We start from the raw sequence: 22,133 nt of genomic DNA, 5'->3' as shown, positions 1-22,133 counted from the left end.
AACTCGGGAAGATATTTGCCAATCGAAAAATTCCGACTCCCTATTCAAGCGATAATAGTCAAAATCCTTCCTTTATTAGTCAAACTCAGCTAGATTATAGTCAAACTCGGGAAGATATTTGCCAATCGAAAAATTCCGACTCCTCAAACAAGCGATAATAGTCAAAGTCCATCCTTTATTAGCCAAACTGCTTTGGATTATAGTCAAATCTGGACAGATATTTGCCAATCGAAATAATCTAACTCCCCAATCAAGGGATAATAGTCAAAGTTCATACTTTAATAGTCAAATTGCATAGGATTATAGTCAACCCAGGGAAGATATTTGCCAACCGACTCCCCTCAAGTGAAAATGGGCAAACTACAATGAATTATAGTCAACTTCGTGAAGATATCCCTCAGACCATTTCACAACTATTTTTTTGACCTATTTGAAAAAACAAACACTAACGGAGGAAAGAAGAGTATGAAACCAAACCATCCGAATGAAATAAAAATTGGAATTAATAAAAAGGAAATGCCAGAAATAATCGTTAATATTGATCGTTTCTTTAATCCATAAATTCCAATCAAGAAACCTAATGCAATACAAAATAAGGATAGAACTTTCAACCAATCCATATCATCACCCCTAAACCATCAAAGATGCATATCTCGCAACTTCATTCAAAAACTATTCCACTCCTGGCAAAAATCGCAACAATTTTTCATCAGCATCTAATATAACATCCACCCCAAGGGGAATGCCTATGTTTGGTGTAGAGTGGCCAATGTTAAATCGCGCAACTGTAGGTTTTTTATATGGCAACAAATATTCTTTTATTAAGGATAATGCGTTCTCTTCTACATCACCATTTCCTAATCTCCCAATCACAAACCCACATGCCCCTTTCAATTTCCCTGCCAATCTTAAATGATTAAACATACGGTCAATTTCTTCAATACTCAATTCTTCATCTTCAATAAGCAAAATTTTATCGCGCGTGTCAATTTCAAACTTTGTGCCAAGTGTATCGACAATTCTACGCAAATTTCCGCCTATAAATTCACCTCGTACAGAACCAGGTATTAAACTTTCAAGAGGTGAAATGGTTTCATCATAATAAATTTCAAAAGGCGAAAATAATTGGTAAAACATTTTTTTCGATTGTTCGTCCAATTCTTTTGAAAGAGAAGGTCCATGGAATGTGACAACATTTGAATATTGTTGAATGGCTATATGTAAAAAGGTAATGTCTGAAAATCCCCAAAATATTTTTGGATGTTCAGTTAGTAGTGAATAGTCGATTTTATCAGCTATTTTCGCAGCACCATATCTATCAGTGGCACAAAAAATTCCTTTCACTTCAGGGTCTTCAATCATTTGATGCAAGTCATGAACCCACGCTTCATCTGTTTCCTCAAAATCATGTTCATTAAGCTCAATGGTTTTCCCTAATTTATAATGTAATCCCATATCGGTGAATAGAGATATATTTCGTTGCAAGCTTTCCAAATTAATAGGGCCACTTAGTGCTATAATCCCTACAGTATCTCCTTTATTTAAGTGCTTTGGCCTTATTTTCATTGATTTCCTCCTACAATTTATTAATACTACAACTATATTAACAAATGGCGTTGAACAATGCTTCTAGAGATAAATTCAGAAAAAAAAGAGCCGTCTCACCTTACGCGGCTCTTTTCACTTATTTTATTTAACTCCTGTATAAATAACCGTTACATCTGGATGTTGATGTAAAGCACTTGCCGGTAAATCTTCTGTTATTATTCCGGTACGAAGACGATCATAAGCTTCTTGTTTCGTTTCCCCGGAAATTAACAAAATAATCTTCTTCGCATTTAAAATTGATTGAATGCCCATTGTGATTGCTTTTCTAGGCATATCCTCTGGTTTTTCAAAATACTTTTGATTTGCTTCTATTGTGGATTGGGTTAATTCTACAATATGTGTAAGAGAATCGAAAGGTGTGCCAGGTTCGTTGAATCCGATATGTCCATTTACCCCGATACCAAGTACTTGAAGATCGATTCCACCTGCTTCTTTTATTTGTTGTTCATATGTACGACATGCAGTTTCTAAATCAGAGCTATGACCTTCTGGAATGTGTACGTTTTCCTTTTGAATATCTACATGTTTAAATAAATGATGATTCATGAAATAGTGATAACTTGCCTCATTATTTGGGTCAATTCCAACGTATTCATCTAAATTAAATGAAACCACATCTTTAAAAGAAACATTACCTGAATGATATTGTTGAACTAACTCTTTATACAAGCCAATTGGCGTACTTCCTGTCGCTAACCCAATTACTGAATTTGGTTTATTTTGTAATTGTTCTACAAAGATGTCACAAGCTTTTTTACTTAAATCCTCGTAATCTTTTGCTTCAATCCATTTAATTGAGCTCATTTTTTCCTCCTATAATTTAAATTTGGCGCCCTTTTTTATTTTATTATCAACTTACAATAATGACCATTATTTTTTCGCAACAAATTCAACGTTTCTTTTATTCGTCTGCGCATTGTCAAGAATATGCGGTATATTTTTTAAATCGCTACCAGTTGGCATTTGGAAAAGACGAAGACCGAACTCTTGTGCAACAGCAAATAAATGATCAAATATATCAGATTGAATGGATTCATATTCCGTCCATACTACTGTATTGGCAAAAGCATATATTTCTAATGGTAATCCGTTTTCAGTCGGTGCTAATTGTCGAACCATTAATGTAGCTTCCTCATTGATACCTGGATGATGTATTAAGTATTGAGTGATGTACGCACGAAATAATCCAATATTCGTTAAAGCTCTACCATTCACTGAATTGGCTAATCGGTCAATTTGATGCTTTTGGTTATATTCTTCAATCTCCTTTTGGCGATGAACAATGTAATCTTTGAGCAAATGAATTTTTTTACATTTTTCAAGCAATTCTTCAGAACAGAAAGAAATACTTGTAATATCTATAAACAACGATCGTTTAATTCGACGATTACCCGATGCCTGCATTCCTCTCCAGTTAATAAAAGAATCTGAAATTAACGCATAACTCGGAACAGACGTAATCGTTCGGTCAAAGTTTCGCACTTTCACAGTATTTAAGGAAATATCAATGACATCTCCATTCGCACCATACTTCGGCATTTCAATCCAATCACCCACCCGTACCATATCATTAGCCGTCAGCTGTATGCCGGCTACAAGGCCTAGCAAAGAGTCGCGGAACACTAACATAAATACAGCAGATAACGCACCGATTCCACTTAAAAGAATAATTGGATTTTCTCCTAATAGATTAGCAATTACCAAAATCGTTCCGATAATATAATTGGCAATTTTAGCTACTTGAATATAACTTTTGATTGGTCGAATTTTCGAAATCTCATACGTTTTGTAAATATCATGAAATGCTGTTAATAGGCTATTAAGCAAACCTAAAGCAACAATGATCATATACGTTATCGCAAACTTCTCAATTGTACTCTGATAAGTAGGAAAAATAGCTGCGGAATAAAAAATAATAATAGCAGGTACTAAATGAGACAGCCTATGAAATACCTTACTTTCCAGCAAGATGTTATCCCAAGTAAATTTATTTTTATGTATGATTCTGATGATAAATCGAATGACGATTTTTTTGGCAATAAAGTTTGCAAGGATACAAACAATGATAATAAACGTAATCATGATGGCAATTGATAAATAACGAACCCACGTGTCGCTCAATTCATAACTTATAAGGTAATTGCGTATAAATTCCATCACATTCCCCTTCTTATTCAATTCAATTGAACCCCTTGAGCAAATCTCCACTATTATAACAAAAGAGATTAATTAGGCTAAACAAAAAGCCGACCTACAAATTATGGAATAACTCATAATCCATCTTCAAAACGAACATAAAGCAACTACAGTTCAAATTTGAACCGAGTTGCTTTATTAAAACGTTTACAATATAATTAACGAATCATTCCGGAGAGTTTGCTCCTTGCTTATCCTCAAATGCTTGAACAACAACCGCTGCAGATGCATCTCCTGTAACATTGATTGATGTGCGAATCATATCTAAAATGCGTTCAACCCCTGCAACCAATGCTAATGATTCTAATGGTAATCCAACTGCTGTTATCACCATAGTCAGCATGATTAATCCAGCCCCTGGAACACCTGCAGTACCAATAGATGCAAGCGTTGCAGTTAACACAATAATCAATTGCTGTGTAAATGAAAGATCGACACCTAAAAACTGAACGATGAACAGCACGCATACCCCTTGATACAATGCCGTTCCATCCATATTGATGGTAGCCCCAAGTGGTAATACAAAGCTGCTTACTTTCTTTGACACGCCCAAATTTTCTTCTGTATTTTGAATTGTGATTGGCAATGTGGCAGAACTGCTGGACGAACTAAAAGCAACTAAGCTTGCAGGTAAAATCCCTTTGAAAAATTTTACTGGGCTATAGTTGGCTAAAAACTTCACTGAGCTTGAATATACAATTAGTGCATGAAGAATACATCCAACATAAACAACGAGAATTAATTTGATGAGCGGAAGGAGAACTGAAGCACCATATTGTCCCACAACTGGAGCAATTAAACCAAAAATCCCGATTGGAGCAACTTTCATCACAATATGGGTAATTTTATACATAATTTCTGCAAGTCCATCGAAAAAATCATAAACGGGTTTTGCTCTATCTCCAACCAACGCAATAGCTACTCCGAGGAAAAGTGCGAAGAAAATTATTTGAAGCATATTAGCGTCAACCAATGATTGAATAGGATTTGTAGGAATAATATTTAACAACGTATCAATAACCCCTGGCACTTCCTTAGGTTCAGCTGCTTCTTGAGAAATTGTTAAATTTAGGCCTGAACCGGGCTTGAAAATATTAGCAAGAATTAATCCAATAATTACGGCAATAGCTGTCGTAATTAAATAATAAGCAAAAGTAATTCCACCCATTCTGCCAATTCGCTTAATATCACCTGTACCAGCAATTCCAATCACAAGAGAAGCAAGTACTAATGGAACGATAATAAATTTAATAAGTCTTAAAAATAAATCCCCAAGAGGTTTAACCACTTCAATACTTGGTCCAACAATGACACCCACAATAATCGCAAGAACAAATGCGATTAAAATTTGTGTTAACAGACCAATCTTTCTCATTTTGAACCCCCTTTTGTGTATTACCGTGATTCACCCATCCCAAACAATGATTTAGTTGTCTCCCCCCCTTACAGAAACAAAACAATGATTGGTTTATCCTATGCTAGTCATTGTTTCAGATATGAATTTCTTGCTTATGAAAACAAGGCTAGTCACTTTTCCACAAAAAAAGGACTTCTAAATTAGAAGCCCTAAAATTCCTTAAACAAACTCTACTTCAATCCATTTTCTTACACTATTGATAAACCATACTTTCGAACACTTTTTCAAATCATCCAATGTTAAAACCTTTTCTCTGATCTCTCCTGCTTTTAATAAATGTTCACGGAAAGTCCCGGCAAGCAATCCGCTGCTAACAGGTGGAGTCCAAAGTTTTCCGTCCAACTCTAATACAACATTACCGTTTATAAACTCCGTCAACTCTTCTCTTTCATTCCATAAAAGGACGTCAAAAATATCTGCGGATTGAGGCTTGAACGATTCATAAACATCTCGATTCGTTGTTTTATGATATAAAAATACATGTTCCGAATTTACAGGGGTTTTAGCAAGTGTAACCTTTTTAGGAGACTCCATTTTCACGATTGATTGCCCTTCAATTGTACATCTACCATTTGTATTGACAAGTAATCGAACTTTCCATTGTCCTGATTGATTAGCTTTTGCAAACTCTTTCAACTTCTGTTTTACTTCATCGATATCCAGTTGATATTGAAAATACGCTGCAGATTTCCCTAATCGATTTAGATGTTCTTCTAGTAAGAAGAATTCTCCATCATCCAACAATAAGCTTTCTAATAATTGAAATTCTTTCACTTCTCTAGTAAGGAAATCAGATTTTGCAAGAACTTCATTAAATTCATCTTCAGCAGTGGAGTCCCAAGTTATACCACCACCTACACCATAAGTGGCCTTTCCTGATTTATGCTCAATTAGTACCGTTCGGATTGGCACATTAAAAATAGCTTCTTTATTTGGAGTAATGTAGCCAATAGCACCACAATACACTTCACGAGGCGTTTTTTCTAACTTTGTAATAATGTCCATTGTACTAGCTTTCGGAGCTCCAGTAATCGAACCGCACGGAAAAATAGCTTTTAACACATCTACTAGTTCTGTTTCTTTTTTCAAGGTTGCAGTAACAGTCGATGTCATTTGATGGACCGTTGGATACTGTTCAATATCAAATAATCGGGGTACCGTCACTGTTCCGGTTTCGGCAACAGCCCCTAAATCATTACGCAGCAAATCAACAATCATTACATTTTCTGCACGATTTTTTTCTGAATGATAGAGCCACTTTGCCTTTTCTTGATCTTCTTCAAAGGTTTTTCCCCTTTTTATTGTCCCCTTCATTGGGCGAGTTGTAATTTTCTCCCCTTCAATATGGAAAAACAACTCAGGAGATGCCGATAGAATACTATGTTCTCCTGTATGAATGTAAGCGCAATAATTTGCCGATTGAGCTTTTTTCATTTTATTGAATAATGCAAATGAATCACCTTCAAATTGCGCATGTAAACGAATCGTATAATTCGTTTGATATGTAATTCCCTTTGCAATGGAATCTTTAATAAATTGGATGGCTTCCCGATACTCTTCTTCATTTACATCAGGCTTCCACTGTGTTAGTGAATAGGAATTCATCACTGCTGGCGATTCATGTAAAGGTTCTTTAAAAAGGCCAAACCATAACAATGGCATTGTATGTCTAGGCTTCACTTTAAGCGCAGAGTCGAAAGCCGTAGCACTCTCATAAGACAAGAAACCTGCCGCGTAAAATCCTTTTTTGATTCCTTCCTGCACTTCTTGAAGACAAGTTAACACTTCACTGATATCGTAAGTCGAAATGATTTTATCAGGATGAAGAAACGTAATCGGCTCTATATTTCCTTTAGAATTCGCAAATTCAAAATACAATCGTGGTGTTTGCTCTGAAATTTGTGTATTCATGTTCCATTTCCTTTTCTATTTTAGAAATTTCTATACATAGTATAGAAAAATTAAGTAGTTATGAAAACTCTTTTTGAATTCATGCAAATGACGAAGCATGAATTTATGCTCTAGTAAAATGTTCTTGTACTAATTCGATATACCTTCGAATGGATTTTGGTAAGTAGCGTTGATTTAAGTAAGTGAGATGCACAGTACGTTTAAGATTTGGATGTTCAATTACTTTTTGAATAACCGCTTCACTTGTAGAACCCTTTAAATAATTTTCAGGTAAAATCGTCACGCCCAATCCTTCCTGTACTAGGGAAATGGCTGTTTCGAATCGTTCAATCTCATATTTATCATTCATAGGCAAATTGTTCATTTCAAACGCTTTTAATACATCTAAGCGTGTTTGGAATCCTTCAGTACTAATTATAAATGGTTCCTTATATATATCTTTCAATTCCAAAGTGTCTTTCTCTTTTAAATGATGCTCCTTTGACAAAACAGCTACTAATCTTTCTTCGTATAACGGTATAGAAACAATATCTTTTTCGTTAATAATTTGATTGGTAATAATGACATGAGATTGATGAGTTCGTAAAGCTTGTTTGACACTTTCCGCACCTAAAATATCGACTAACTTAATGTTGATGGAAGGATAATCTTGTTTTAATTTCTTTAATGTTTGCGGTATCCAATGTTTTGCAGATTCAATTAGCCCTAATATCAAACAACCATCCCCAACAGAACCGATTTCTTGCAATTCAATTTTTAATATATCTAAGTTCTCCAAAATCTCCTTGGCTCTACCGTATAGAAATTCCCCAACATCTGTTAATTGAAGTTTTCGAGTATGTCCTTCAAACAAAGGATAGCCTACGTCAGATTCTAATTTTTTCATTGCAATACTTAACGAAGGCTGGGCAATGTGTAATTCTTCTGATGCTTTCGTATAACTCATGCATTCCACAAGTTTTATAAAATAACGTAATTGCTTCGTATCCATTCAATCACCCTATTTATAGTTATTATCTATAATATTATTCAAATTATATATTAGATTTATGAATCAATTCAAACTATACTGATACTAACTACTCAGAATATTTCAAAATTAAGGGGATGCGTTTTTGATGACATCATTACGACGAATTTGGTCTGGAAGAACTGACTATGGAGATGAAAAAAGCAAACGATTCCATGAAATCGTACAGCTAGAAAAAAATATTGACCCAATACCAAACGTGGCAATCGTAGGCTTCCAATGTGATGAAGGGGTTCGTCGAAATCAAGGACGAATCGGTGCCAAAGAAGGACCTAATGCCATTCGAAAAGCTTTGGCAAATATACCTTGGCACGGGGAATCGGCTTGTATCGCTGACTTAGGAAATATAAGCTGTGAAGATGCGGAATTAGAAAAAGCTCAAAAATTATTAGGGGAAAAAATAGCGGAAGTACGGACAAACGGTTCGAAAGTGATTGTGCTCGGGGGAGGACACGAAACATTATATGGTCACTACTTAGGTATTCGACAAACCATAGGTCGTGATAAAAAATTAGGAATCATAAATTTCGATGCTCATTTTGACTTGCGAAGTTATGAAGAAACGACTTCATCTGGAACGATGTTTAAACAAATTTTAGATCATGACAATCATGCATCTTATTGTGTAATCGGTATACAACAATACGGAAATACACTGGAACTGTTTGAAAGAGCAAAAGAGTTTCGAGTCACTACAATTTTAGAGCAACAAATACGAGAAAATATGAATCAAGCTCTAAATGAAATCGATTCTTTTATCAATCAAAATGAAGTGATTTTGTTAACACTTTGCATGGATGTCATTAATGCAGCAGAAGCGCCTGGGGTCAGTGCCCCATCACCTTTTGGACTAAATGCTGTTGAGGTTCGAAAAATCATCCAGCATGTGCTTCAATCTCCAAAGGTGGCTTCATTCGATATTTGTGAAGTAAATCCAACCTTCGATTTAAATGGCCAAACTGCAAAATTAGCGGCGTATTTCGTCAATGAAGTGATCATGTTCATGATAAAACAAAGGGGGTAAAAACGATGGCGTTTGATCAAATTACAACTATTTTCTTAGCGGTGTTGTTTTTAACAATTGGTACATTCATTATTAAAAAGGTAGGAATTTTTCAACGTTTCTGTATACCAGCACCAGTTGTAGGGGGATTATTATTTGCGCTGATTGTCACGATTTTTAAGTCTATAGGTTTTGAAATCACTCTTGATACTTCATTGCAAAGTTTATTTATGATAACATTCTTTACTACAGTAGGATTAGGAGCCAGTTTTAAATTAGTAAAACTCGGCGGGAAGCTGCTCATTATTTACTGGATCGCTTGTGGTTTTTTAGCGTTAATGCAAAACGTTATTGGGGTGGGATTAGCGTCACTTTTAGGCATTGAACCACTAATCGGTTTGATGGCTGGAGCAGTTTCAATGGAGGGTGGTCACGGTGCCGCGGCTGCCTTTGGTCAAACGCTCGAAGAATTAGGATTTGAAGGATCAATGACAGTCGGTGCAGCAGCTGCAACGCTTGGACTTGTAGCAGGTGGATTAGTCGGTGGACCTGTTACGAAACATTTAATTTCAAAATATGATTTAAAACCATCTAAGGAAGAAATTGAAGTTTCTTCATTGGATACAGATCATGAACAAGTGACAACTCAAACGTTCTTTACTCAAGTATTGATCATCACATTCTGTATGACGGTTGGTTCCTATTTAGGCAAATGGTTCTCCGAGCTAACGGATTTTGTATTACCTGGCTATGTTGGTGCTATGTTTGTAGCGGTTATTGTTCGCAATATTCTTGATAAAATCAAACCGGGTGCTATCAATATGAAAACTGTATCCATTATTGGGGATATTACCTTAGGAATTTTCTTATCCATGGCGTTAATGAGCATTAAGCTTTGGGAAATTACAGACTTAGCATTGCCTTTACTAATCATTGTGTTAGTACAAGTGATATTTATTGTTCTACTTGCTATGTTTGTATTATTTAGATTGCTCGGCAAAAATTACGATGCGGCAGTCATGATTTCAGGTTTTCTTGGCCATGGACTTGGTGCCACTCCAAATGCGATGGCAAACATGCATGCCATTGTCGGAAGGTTCGGTCCATCGCAAAAAGCTTTCCTCGTAGTGCCAATTGTAGGTGCATTCCTCATCGACGTATTTGGAATACCGATTATTATTACAACTATTAATCTATTTAAATAATTCATAAGTAAAAAAATGGCTCTATCATATTTGGTTTTCATATTCTAGCACCAAATTGATAGAGTCATTTTTTGATTTTCGTCATTTTATATTGGATTCTTATTAACCAAAACTTCAAATTCGTTGTTTAAATTACACATATAGGCCTGTGAGGAGCACGATTTGTTGAAGCGAGAGATGAATCGTCTTCTAATTTGACGGTACGATGTTCAGTTTTTCAATTACCAAATAATACACCTCCTCTGTAATCGATAACTCTAACTTACAGGGAGGTGCAATCGATTTATATGCGTCGTTTGAATTCTGTATTATATAAATTACGGGTTAGTGCAAAATTTAATGTTTTTTCTATCTAAACTATGAGGCCAACAACTTTGAAAAGTGAAAAGGTGTGGCTGATTTTGCATAGATTAAGCGAGATATTAGCCAAAGATGGCACAATAATAGTCATTCTGCTTATGTTAATAGTCAAATTTGTGAACATAATAGCCAATCAATCGAAAAAAGTTTACGAAATAATCGATAATAGTCAACTCTTTGAACATAATAGTCATTCTTTAGAAGATAATAGTCAAACTTATGAATTTAATAGCCAATAAATTAAAATCAACTTCAAAAATCGGCGATAATAGTCAAAGTTGATTCGATAATAGCCAAAATGCCAAGGATAATAGTCAAACTTGGCAAAATAATTGCCAAAGCATTAGAAAAGAGCGAATGAGAAAGCCAATCATCATTCTCATTCGCTCTTTTGAATAAACCCACGTTTTCTAGAACAAAGACATTTGTTCCTTTTCTGTCAGTCTTTCCAACGCTTCCGGTTCATGGTCGCGGAAGTATGCGTGGTGGAGCCATTTTTCCGTTGCGACGATTTGTTTATTGGCTTGTTTGGCTTCACGGAGTTTGCAGCTATAAATTACAGGGAAATAATCCCGCAAAAACTTCCCTTCCGCATGGGCAGTCAATGCGATGATTTGAAATCCCAATTGTTCCGCAACAAAGAAAACCGGACTGAGCACATGGTCGCTCGATGCTTTGCCGAATGGATTGTCCAAAATCACCACCCGGCTGTGCTTCATGTTTGTTTTTTGATGCTGTTTCTTTTCAGCGACGTATTTTAACAAGCCCAAAAACAACGTCATATTTTTGCTCCATTTTTCTCCGCCTGACCATACATTGCTCTGCTCCCAAGAATAGGACCTTGTCGACACTTTATTTTCGTTTGTCACTTTACGGCAACTTACTTTCATGCCTTCATTTTTCATCACCACTTGCAGAAGCTGTTTGGTTTGCAGCCACATTTCAATGTCATTCCGAACTTTCGTTTCATCCTGAAGGCCATTTTCTTTTACATAACGATCCGACTCCAGTTGAAGCATAATCCACTCAATGTAATCGCGGATCCGCTGCTTACCTTCTTCTTCGTCCCATTGAGGGATCGTAAAAGTATAAATCGTTTTCCATTGATCCTCTTCTTTTACTTTTGTATGTTTTGGAATTTGTTTCAACTCTTCTACCACTGTTTTTAAATGGTTATGGATTTGGTTGATATATGCCTGCAATTCCTCATCTTTTTGCCGTATATGTTCATTGGCATAATTCGTCGACCGCTCGATTCGGATCATCATATTCTTTTTAAAATCCAATAACTCTTCATAACCCGTCTTATAATCCACACCTTCAATCGCCATTTTTTGCAATTTATTATCAGAAATCGTTGAACAAAACTGCTTATAAGCTTGTTTTTGGGCATCCACCGCTTCCTTTTCCTTCTCCACTTGTCCACTATGTTGCTCCAATTCTTGGATAATGGCTTTCACCATTTTCTTCCGATTATAGATAAAATCCATTTTTTCATTTTCACTTAAAGGGATTGTCACGACTTGCGGTGCGTTAAAATGATGTTTTTCAATGAATTTGATCAGCTCGCGTTCCGCTTCATCAATCTTGTTTTGCTCTCGTGACACTTGTTCCATCTGTTCATCCAAATAATTCTTCTCTTTTTGAAGCGCCTTCTTTTCTTCAGCAAGCTCTTCTTCCGCTTGGTTTAATGGAACGGAGAATGTGTAAATATCATAATCCGGAAAATTTTCACGGAAAAGCTGTTTCAAATGATTTCTTTTTCCTTTTTGCTCTTCCTTTGCAGAAAGCTTTTCAGTAACCTGTTTTTCCAACTTGTTTAATGCCTGTTTCAACTCTTTAATTTTGATAATCTTATTTTGCAATAAATGTTCTCCATCTGATGGAAATTCCCAATGTTCATGCACATTTTCACATTCATTGCGGATCTGATCCATCTCTTCCTGCAATTTAGTCAAATTGTGTTTGGCATTGGCCAGCTTTTCATTCAATTCCCCTATACTTTTTGACGCTTGATGGATTTTCAAATTCAGCGTCTGGATTTTGTCGCGGAGATTTTTCCGGCTTTCCCCGGTAAAAATTGGGGTCAATGATTGCACTTCTTTATACTCTTCATCATTTTTAAGAGAATCTAATTTCCATTTTAAATTTTGTTTGCGTTCCTCCAGTGCAGCCTTTTGTTCGTTATAATCCAATAATTGTGCGGCTAAATGTGCTTTTTTGGCTTTTATATTGGCCAATACGTCTTTCAACTCTTTTTCAACTTCCTTGGCCTCTTTTACTTCACGGCAATAATGGAAATATTGATTCCCTTCCTGGATTTTCCGTTCAAGCCCTTGCATTTCTTCTTGGCAAAGTTCCATTTGTTCCTCGATGGTTGTGATTTGATGCTTCAGATTCTTTCGCTGCTGCTCCGCATTTTCAATTTCTCTTTCGATTTGTTCGATTTTTAACATTGTTTCCGACCATCTTTTTTGAAAATCGGTCAGCCGTTCATATGGATAGTCTTTCAAAAATTGTTGGAAGGCTTGTAGGGCATATTCCCATTCTTTTTGTTCCGTTTCTTTCAGTTCTCTTTCCTTCGTCGCTTTTTCCGCATCCACACGGACTTTTTCTTTCCATTGCCCAAAGGTCTCTTCCATCATCCCTTTTTCCCAATGAGCAGGAATAATCCAGGATGGCTCCGGTTGGACGGCATCTTTCTTTATCTTCGCCGCTTCTTCGGTCGTCAGTATTTGAATCGGGTATCGAAGTTCATCTGCAAGGTCTTCCACTTTCTTTTGCAATTCTTCCTTCGATTTATTGGTTGTAATCAAAGTGACAGCCCATAACGGATAGAAGACTTTTTCTTCATAATCCGCTTCATTCAGCATCTGCAAATATTCAATACCCGTTACACAATAGTCCAATTGATTTTTCCATGATTTTATCCGCGCTTCAATCAACGGATCGCTGAAAAATGTTTTCTGTTCCCCATAATCATCGACTAAACGCAATGCCACCCGCTCTTTGTATAATAAAACCTCTTTTTCCTTTTTCAATTTTTCGATGGTTTCATAAAGCCGGTTATAAATGGAGTGTTCATTTTCATAGACCGATTCCAGAATGGCCCATTGCGGTCTTAATCTTCCCAAAATTCGAATCAATTTTCTTTGTTCATTTTCAATTTGGCTTTTCTCGTTTTTCAATTGTTCTTTTGCAACATGCAAACCGTTCTTCTCATTTTTTAATTTTTCGATGGTTTCATCCAGCTCAATCGATTGCTTCTCTTTTTCCTTCTTCTCTCCGTGCAGCCGTATCAGTTCTTCATCCAAAAATTGATGGCGGTTTTGCCATTCGGCCATTTTCTCTTCCACTTGTTCGTGCTGTGGATTGGAAAGCAAAGTTTGTTTCAACCTTTCGATATCCGCTTCCCTCATTTGGATGGTTTTCTGAACACCGGCGATTTCCCTTTGCTTATCCAAATCATGTTTTTCGATGGACCGCTTTTCTTCCTGCAATGTATCGATTTGCCTTACAATCGGATTGAGTTCGAATTGGATTTGTTCCATATTCTTTTTCATGTCATCCATCTGTTCAATAAAATGTCCGAGCAGCGCCTGCTTCGTTTCTTCCAATTGGTTTTGCAAATCCGAGAGCTCTTCTATTTCTTCCAGCTTCTTCATTTCGCTTTCAACAAATGCAATTTCCTTTTGATAATGATTCAAAAGTTGCTTGCATTTCGCAAATTTCAATGAATAATAGGCAAGGCTATGTTGCTCCAGTTCTTCCTTTTTTGTGCCATATTCAACATTTGCCAGATCATAATCTTTCTGCAGTTGTTCGTATTTTTCTTCCTCAACGGCAATCTGATAAGACGCCACTTTCACTTCATGTTCTTTTTTCTTTTGAATCCAAAGATTGAATTGCTCTTCATTCTTTTCCATTTCTTTTGCAACATCGATTTTTTGAATTTGAATCTCTTCCCAGATTCCCTTTGCCTTCTGCTTCGACTTGTCATAGGCAAGCTGGGAGGAATGCAGTTTTTCAAACGTTTGCACGTATTTTTCCAGTTGATGTTGGATCCGCTTGTTCTCTTCAATGGTTTCTTTCAGTTTTTTATAAAGTTTCAAATTATCCAGCTGTTTTTCAAAGATATCGGCAAAAAGGGTTGGATGATGACCCGCAATCGATTGTTCAACGGTCGGTATCAATAAGCGGTCAAATAACTGGGTGGTGTTTTTGCAGGCTTCGAAAAAGGCCTCGACGCCCCCTTCCGAGCTGTTGATTGTCACAATACTTTCCCATTCATCGGCAATAATATGGTATTGTTCTTCAATAAACTTCCGATATTCTTTGATTGTCGAAAACGTTCTTGCCGATAAAGGATATCGTTCCTTCATGCCATTGTAATAATCAAGCATTTCTCCCTTGTCGGCAGGTCTGGTGCCGCCTTGTCCTTCCCGAACAAAAGGAATGCCTTCGATTCCGTTCTGATCCCCTTCATCATATTCATAAACATAGCGGTAAGAATCCAATCCTTTATCCGTCATAAAAAGGGTCACCGCCGTCACAACATATCGCCGTGGACGTTCGTTGAGTATCCATTCGATCGCAATATGGGCCGGGGCATTTTCCAACACCAAAGTGTTTTTAATTTTTCGATCCGCCAAATCGGTATGGGGAATCATCCCTTGCAATACCGTTTGGATAAAAACGGTCTTCCCTCCGCCGTTTTCAAGAAGAATCGCCCCATTATATCCGTTGAATAAAAAGAGTTCATCATTATAACGCTTGTTGCCTTCTTCATAGACAATATTGGTCAATCTGATTTTATTGATGGCCGGCATGTTGTCCCTCCTTATCAAAACTATAAAGAAACTCAAAAATCCCTTTGTTATATTCCACTGCCATGAAAAATCGCTGGATGATGGTCATCGCTTTTTCCGTCAAGGTGATTTCATTATTCCCGATTTCCCGGATCAACTGTTGGTCGCTCAAAAACTTTGCAACCATATGCAGGAAGCTCATTCGGCTGATCGTATTTCCTGATTGCCGCTTAGCGGTTTCCTTAATATCATCCATATCATCCCATTTTTCGATGATAGCGCTCCAATTGTAAGAAAACTCTTTTTCCGATGCTTTTAATTGTTCCTCATCATGGGATTTCAAATGATCAATCCGCTCCTGAATCAGCCGTATCCAATCATCCATGCCGATAAATTGCCTTGTGGGATGCGGACTTTGATAGGAATCATAAAAACTGCCGAAAAGAACAAGTATGCAAAAATAAAGAAGATACATATCCGCATTCGTCGCACCGGAACGCAAATATTTCCGTTTAATCCACTCATTGCTTACATGGAATGGAGACAGCTTCGGTTCAGGAACGAGAAACAGTTCTTCACTCGTTTTGATTATGGCGCAATGCACTTCCTGGCTGAACAATTCAAGAAGGGCGCGCACATCTTCATCGGCATTATAGATTTGAACGGCCTCTTTGCCCAAAATCCCGTCCTTTGCCAGTTTCGTATATAGTCGAAAGGCTTGCAACACTGTTTGTTCAGAATAGTTCATCTTCATCCTCCAACTTTATGTTCATTTCACTGATGGAATAGCGATCTACTTTTTGAATGATCGCTTTATCTTCCGTAACGATTAATTTGCGTTTTCCCAATAATCGAAAGGCCTCATCAAAAACCGTTCTGCTTTCTTCATCATCCGTTCCCGCTTGAATAGGCGAACGTTGGTGGAGAACAATCCAAAAATCGTAGAAATACCGCATTTGGAATAGATTCTCCAATTGATTTCTTTCGAGATAGGATATGAACTCGGATAACGTATTGCCGCTATTTTCTTCATAAGCCTTCAGAAAATGTTCCATCAGCTCTTTATATTTTTCTGAAATCCATTGTTTATATGAATTGAAGCTGTTTTCGTCATCCACTTCATAAAAGTGATATTCCACCTTCTCTTTTCGGTCTTCCACGATATTCTGTTCTTCCAAAACAGCAAGCGGCGACCAAAATTCATTTTCTTCCACTTTCAGGAAAGGATGGAGAACGCCTTTCATCGCATCCAACGGCAAAGGGGTGGACACAATGAGAGACACGATATCTTGGTCGAAGTTAAAGGAATGCATGCCCGTATAATAAAGCGACTCCTGGGCTGTAATCAAAGTCGTGTTTTTCAAATGGAGAGTCTGATTCAGAAGCTCGGAATGTTCATAGTGCACTTTCTCCAATTTCCTGTTGATCTGCAAAATGTATTGATACGTTTTCTGCTCCTTTTGATGAATATTTTCGGCAAACAATCGTTCCCTCGTTTCTTTGACAAACTCCCTCAATTCTTTGAATTCTTCATCTTCCCGTTCCAGCCTCTGAAAAATATCATCAAGCAGCTCTTTATACCGCTCAAACGTTTCTTCGGACACAATGCTTCGCTGGATTTCATGCTTCAATTTGACAATGCGTTCCTGCAACGTCTCGACGGCCACCCGCATTTCATTGATTTGCCGGAGTGCCCCCTTAAATTCCCCCTTTTCCAGCTGTTTCCGTAAAATCAATTGGTTGATGGATATTTGGAACTCACTATAAAATTCCTTCGTTGCAAAAATCAATTCCAATCCATCTTCATCCAATGTGTAGAATTGGGTATTCGTTCCGGCATCAAAATCGTTCGCCTTCAAAATGGAATATTCAATGGTCTCCTCCGCCTTTTCCTCCCAATCAAAATAACCGTAGCTGCGTTTTTTTCCGTGGGTCGGGCGGAAATTTTGAATCAAGGTTCTGGCCAGTTCTTCATAGGTTTCCTCTTTCAGCATATACACTTCTTTCGTGGCCTCTTTTAAAAAGGAAGCCAATTCTTTGACACCTGTCCTTTGATTTCGCATCAACTTCTGTTCAAAGAAAAAAAGCAAAGTGAGGAGGCCAAGCCCTTTCATATCAATCTTCGTCCCATTTAAATCAACATCCCTTTTCCGATCCAGTTCATTCAACGGTTCAAAAAGGGCGATGCGCCGGATCCGATCTCTGTATCCGCTTAATAACGCTTGCATATCCATCTGTTCCAATCGGATCCCCTCCAAATTTCCTGCAATTCTTTTGATTTTAAGATTTCCTGCGGGTAATACTTCCCTTGCGAAAACATCATCGCCAGTTGTTCTTGCTCCTTTTGCGGAAATTGGCTAATGAATTTTTCTTGAGCTTCAGTATATTGTCTTTGATATTCTTTTCCGGCGATCGGCTGTTTTTCAAGACAAGCTTTATAGAATGGCAATGCCAAATGGGCTTTGATTTTTTGATTCAACGAATGCCAAATGGACACTCCTTCCCGGTCAATGTCGCCGAAATAGAAAAAATGATGCTGGGCGTTGACCGGATATTGGTCCTGGAACTGTTCGATGCTATGGATGATTTTCTTCCCACTTCCGTAAATCAATGTGGAAAATTCAGTGGATGGCAACGCCGGAAGCAGACCTTGATAAGTCGTTTTATTTTCAACAATCAGGTGAAACTGTGTCTCCTTTGTCACCAGCTTGGGATGGATGGCAAACATCAACGGGTCGGAAACAGGGATGATGTTAAAAGAATGGAAGAGTCCGATACGCTCCAGCAGCTCTTTTCCCCCTTTTTCAGTGAGCCATTTTTCATCCTGGACCAGTTCAAAACTGCGCTCCGGTGCAGGAACGGACTCTTCCGGAAAACCAAATGTTTTTATGTATTCATCGATTTTGATGAGATAAGGAAGATCGTGCCGCCAAATGGAAGGATCTTTTTTGTAATATTCATCAAGGTTTATGGATGGATGGAGCTTGTTGCGATAATGTTGAATCTCTTGATGGAAACCGGTTTGAAGCAGACTTTTATTGATCCGGTACTGAAAGGCGAGCGATGGATTTCTTGTCGTTCTTCCTTTAGACTTCACCATCTCCAAAATGCCTTCCTGTTCCAGCTTCAAAATAAAGCCGGCATATTCTTCGTATGTATGAAAGAAATTCCCCATGATTGCTTCCAATGCGGATAATCCTATCATTCTTTTCGGATAGCCATTAAGTGCGCGGTAAATTTCATCCACTATCCTTACCTCCGAACATTCTTTTTTCCTATTTTACTTAAAATGAAGGGAAATTGGAAATACAAGTCTGTGAAGAAAGTTAGGGGAATGTTGCACAGTTCAAGAAATGTTTGGTTTTGGGGAGGGGATTTCAATAAAAATCGTTTTACGGGCAATCAATAGATTTGCCAAAACAATAAAAAATGGAAATTTTTGTTTAGAAGTGTTTCCGTTTCTTTCCATTCATGTATTCCTTATTTTCGAAACTTATGAATTTTTATACATCGTAGTGTGTTTCTCTTTATATTCACTATAATAAGAAATTAAATACCTTTTGTAATTATTATGGATTCGCCATCGGACACTAGTGTCGCATAAAAAATATCAATAGACATAATAAAACTGAATTTTCTCACTAGCGTCGCATTAAAATAATTTAACACCTTCAAATAAACCGAATTTTCTGAAATATAATCTAAACACAAAAAAATCCTTTATAATGGTTGGGTGGTAGTAAACCATCCAAATCCAATACAAAGGACAAAACCATGGATAAGTTTACACGAAAAACATCATTTAAAAAACGCTGTCGTCCGTGTGTTAGAACGATTTTCGTTACCTGAAGATTCGCCTGTATTCTCCGATGAAATGGTGGATATTGGAACCACGCAAAATCGTTCTGAAAACGCGTTCCGTCTCATCAAATTATTGGATACAAAAGGAAATGAACTTCATTTACTGACGAATCGTTTTGATATGTATGCAGATGAAATCGCCGAAATCTATCAGTCACGTTGGGCCATTGAACTCTTTTTCAAATGGATGAAACAACACTTGAATATCAAGAAGTTCTACGGCCACAGTGAGCAAGCCGTACACAACCAAGTATACGTAGCGATGATTGTATACTGTTTAAATGTGTTAGCTCAGTTGAACACGAATAGTGACCGAAGTACGTTACAAATAAGTCGATATTTGAAAGCAGCTTTATGGAAATCTGCACACATTTGGTTACGGAAAATCGAAGGGAAGAGCGTTCCTTAAAGGTTGATTTGTCGTTGTTGCACTCATCTTAAGCTATAGGTAATTACTACCTTTATTTAGGTGTTTTCGTTTTTCGCTAATTTTCCAGAAAAATAAAATCTGAAATTTCAAAACTTATTTATGCGACGCTAGTGATATTATCTTAATGTTAAGAAATGGGGGGATACAAAATATAACCCCCCTAAAATTAAAATACACAAGGCCATCAACAATTGTTATTTGTAACATCTAGTTAAAGCTTAATTTTCTAAGTGACAATATTTTTCGGTTAAATATAAAAACTATGAAACGTTGTCTGTAAATTGTAGAAACAAGAAGATGTATTGGAAATCATTAATCTTTAAAGGATTAGATTATTCAAAAATAAATTGTTGTTCAATCATAGTGTTTTCACTTCACCCAATATGCACTATGTCACTATACTTTAAACCATTTAAAATTTTTGCTTTAAAGTGTTTTTATTTACTGAATTCATAGCCATTCGTTTTTATACTTTTGATCCATTAATAATGAAGGGATAAAGCTATTCTAAATTTAGGTTTGCCAATTCTTTTATGTTTGGACACACTTTTTAGGTCGGAATTTTGTCCCTTCCACCTTTCGGTAAATCCCTTTTTAATTTTTAATCATCTTGATCATTCTTCTCCTCTTGAAACCATGAGAGGCTTATTTCATACATTTCTAAATAAGGATGTAAATGCCACTGATCTTCTTCCGATAGTTTAGCTGAACCTTTTTAAAAAATATAACAGATTCTTTTTTATTTTCCGATTATACGAATGCCATTCTTTTTTTGTACTCATCCTCAGACATCATCCAAAATCAATAAACCCAGCGTGTTTTTGGCAAGTAGAAATTTAGTTTGCCATAAACACCATACTGTAAAGATGAACTGATATCTCAATAGTGGAAATGGGAAAATAATATGTAAAAATATAAGCTACTTAACGTAAAAAGCCAAGTTAGCTCAAAGAAATACACGTAATTCAATTAACCGTATTTATTGTTCATTCAATTATAACAACCGGTTCAAACAACCAATCTCTTGATTTGTAATTATCATCGTCTCTATTTATAACTTCCCGAGTGATGCCATTTTCAATTAACAAATCTCTAAATTTTTTACTCAGAAATACAGGTCTATACGCCCAGCTTCCATTAGATTTCAACTCTTTCATGATATTTATATCTTTAATAGGATATTGTTCAAGATCCCTTTTATTATAGTGATATGGATAATCAATCCGTCCTCTAATGTTACACGTTTGACATCGTTCTTCCGGTTCCGTAATAAAATAATAATGTTTCATTTCGGAACTCCATGATGGAAGAACATTTGTAGGAATCACTTGAAATACGGGCTGTGCAGGCTTTTTACCGCTATGTATCACCTCTCTCAATTCGTACCCTGTTATTTCCCACTCTTTCATTAAATACGCCATTTTCTCCGATACAACCCAGTAATCGACACCGACATTGACCATATATCGATCCCCCACTTTTGAAGTATCCATGACTAAAGGGGAAGTCTGAACTTTTTCCTGAATGCCGCAAGATGGGCAAATCGTCTTCCATTCAATTCCATCCTCTTTGTGTTCTAAAAACGCTTTTGATGAATTACCTGTAGAAACCAACCTAAAAAAAGGCGATCGTTCAAAATCTAAATAATTAAACCTGCAAGAAAATGATTCACCACATGAAATCTGGTATTCTTTTTTTAAATGAGAAGTGATATAAGAAATTGTATCTATTCCTACCTTTCCGTTGATTCGGATTGGAACCTGAAGATATACTTCAGTCCCCATTTTCGGCTTATCCGGAAAGTTTAATGAAATATCAAATTTTCCAAAAAGTCTTTCGAGTTCACTTTTTAAAGAATATTCAGCAAAAAAATCTATACATACATAAATATCCATACTGAAACATCCTCTTTTATAAGATTATGGGAAAGAGTGAGTCAAATTATATACTACCCACTCCACCCAAAAAACTACTATAATTTTAATAACAAAGACAGTATTTATTACTTAGCTTTATATTGTTTAGTTTTAGAAAATTGATACAAAAATTCCCATAATGGATCGACAGTTTCATTCCAAAGTTCTTTATAAGCATATCCAAAAAAACATGATTCATAAATTCTACTTTTGTTGTTTCATATACAATCATGCGAAAAATTACAGCAGTCAATTATATTTTTTCTTAAATCTTACAAATTTATTATATAAATGCAAATTAGTGAATTATGATTTTCATAATTTATCCAACAAATAAAAAGCATCCACTGTTCATGAACAGAGATGCTTTTTACACAATTTTCCACTT

The 22,133-nt window shown here is 36.5% G+C and carries 13 protein-coding genes and 1 pseudogene; 3 read left to right on the top strand and 11 right to left on the bottom strand.

Annotation, left to right across the window (positions count from 1 at the left end; genetic code table 11):
- Positions 1–672: 672 nt before the first annotated feature.
- The 6 genes from NSQ18_RS10725 to NSQ18_RS10700 form a co-directional block, all read right to left on the bottom strand.
- The gene (locus NSQ18_RS10725; RefSeq protein ID WP_168412580.1) at positions 673–1,566 is read right to left on the bottom strand and encodes an LD-carboxypeptidase; all 894 of its coding nucleotides are present in this window, start codon (positions 1,564–1,566) and stop codon (positions 673–675) included.
- A gap of 123 nt (positions 1,567–1,689) precedes the next feature.
- The gene (gene nagB / locus NSQ18_RS10720; RefSeq protein WP_026019064.1) at positions 1,690–2,403 is read right to left on the bottom strand and encodes a glucosamine-6-phosphate deaminase; all 714 of its coding nucleotides are present in this window, start codon (positions 2,401–2,403) and stop codon (positions 1,690–1,692) included.
- A gap of 75 nt (positions 2,404–2,478) precedes the next feature.
- Entirely contained in the window at positions 2,479–3,765 is a 1,287-nt protein-coding gene (locus NSQ18_RS10715; protein ID WP_339289659.1) for a mechanosensitive ion channel domain-containing protein, read from the bottom strand.
- A 205-nt stretch (positions 3,766–3,970) separates the two neighbouring features.
- Positions 3,971–5,179: a dicarboxylate/amino acid:cation symporter gene (locus NSQ18_RS10710; RefSeq protein ID WP_339288019.1), complete on the bottom strand. Its 1,209-nt coding sequence runs from the start codon at positions 5,177–5,179 to the stop codon at positions 3,971–3,973.
- A gap of 201 nt (positions 5,180–5,380) precedes the next feature.
- Positions 5,381–7,132 (bottom strand): aminodeoxychorismate synthase component I, encoded by a 1,752-nt coding sequence (pabB, locus tag NSQ18_RS10705; protein WP_339288017.1) that lies wholly within the window; start codon positions 7,130–7,132, stop codon positions 5,381–5,383.
- A 103-nt stretch (positions 7,133–7,235) separates the two neighbouring features.
- Entirely contained in the window at positions 7,236–8,123 is an 888-nt protein-coding gene (locus NSQ18_RS10700; RefSeq protein WP_016838189.1) for a LysR family transcriptional regulator, read from the bottom strand.
- Positions 8,124–8,250: 127 nt separating this feature from the next.
- On the opposite strand from NSQ18_RS10700, the gene hutG reads away from it, so the two are divergent.
- Together hutG and gltS are read left to right on the top strand one after the other, a co-directional pair.
- A complete protein-coding gene (gene hutG / locus NSQ18_RS10695; RefSeq protein WP_339289657.1) occupies positions 8,251–9,186 on the top strand; it encodes a formimidoylglutamase in 936 nt (311 codons plus the stop codon).
- Positions 9,187–9,191: 5 nt separating this feature from the next.
- A complete protein-coding gene (gene gltS, locus NSQ18_RS10690) occupies positions 9,192–10,370 on the top strand; it encodes a sodium/glutamate symporter (RefSeq protein WP_016838191.1) in 1,179 nt (392 codons plus the stop codon).
- Positions 10,371–11,140: 770 nt separating this feature from the next.
- Here the strand turns inward: gltS and NSQ18_RS10685 are convergent.
- From NSQ18_RS10685 to NSQ18_RS10670, 4 genes are read right to left on the bottom strand one after another with little or no spacing between them, the layout of a single operon-like run.
- A complete protein-coding gene (locus NSQ18_RS10685) occupies positions 11,141–15,559 on the bottom strand; it encodes a hypothetical protein (RefSeq protein WP_339288016.1) in 4,419 nt (1,472 codons plus the stop codon).
- A complete protein-coding gene (locus NSQ18_RS10680) occupies positions 15,543–16,286 on the bottom strand; it encodes a DUF6063 family protein (protein ID WP_339288015.1) in 744 nt (247 codons plus the stop codon). Before NSQ18_RS10680 ends, NSQ18_RS10685 begins: the two co-directional genes overlap by 17 nt.
- Entirely contained in the window at positions 16,273–17,781 is a 1,509-nt protein-coding gene (locus NSQ18_RS10675) for a replicative DNA helicase (protein ID WP_339288014.1), read from the bottom strand. The genes NSQ18_RS10680 and NSQ18_RS10675 overlap by 14 nt, the downstream gene beginning before the upstream one ends.
- Positions 17,751–18,785 carry a Wadjet anti-phage system protein JetD domain-containing protein gene (locus tag NSQ18_RS10670; RefSeq protein WP_339288013.1) on the bottom strand — a complete coding sequence of 345 codons (1,035 nt, stop codon included), beginning with the start codon at positions 18,783–18,785 and terminating at the stop codon, positions 17,751–17,753. The genes NSQ18_RS10675 and NSQ18_RS10670 overlap by 31 nt, the downstream gene beginning before the upstream one ends.
- Positions 18,786–19,343: 558 nt before the next feature.
- Here NSQ18_RS10670 and NSQ18_RS10665 point away from each other — a divergent pair.
- Positions 19,344–19,808 (top strand): annotated as a pseudogene (locus tag NSQ18_RS10665) (transposase); the annotation flags it as partial.
- 1,007 nt (positions 19,809–20,815) lie between these two features.
- Here the strand turns inward: NSQ18_RS10665 and NSQ18_RS10660 are convergent.
- On the bottom strand, positions 20,816–21,724 hold the full coding sequence (locus NSQ18_RS10660) for a hypothetical protein (RefSeq protein ID WP_339288011.1): 909 nt from the start codon (positions 21,722–21,724) through the stop codon (positions 20,816–20,818).
- Between the last annotated feature and the right edge of the window lie 409 nt (positions 21,725–22,133).

It is taken from the genome of Ureibacillus sp. FSL K6-0786, assembly GCF_037965165.1.
GTDB classification, from domain to species: domain Bacteria; phylum Bacillota; class Bacilli; order Bacillales_A; family Planococcaceae; genus Ureibacillus; species Ureibacillus thermosphaericus.
This window is presented reverse-complemented; position numbering and strand designations above follow the sequence as displayed.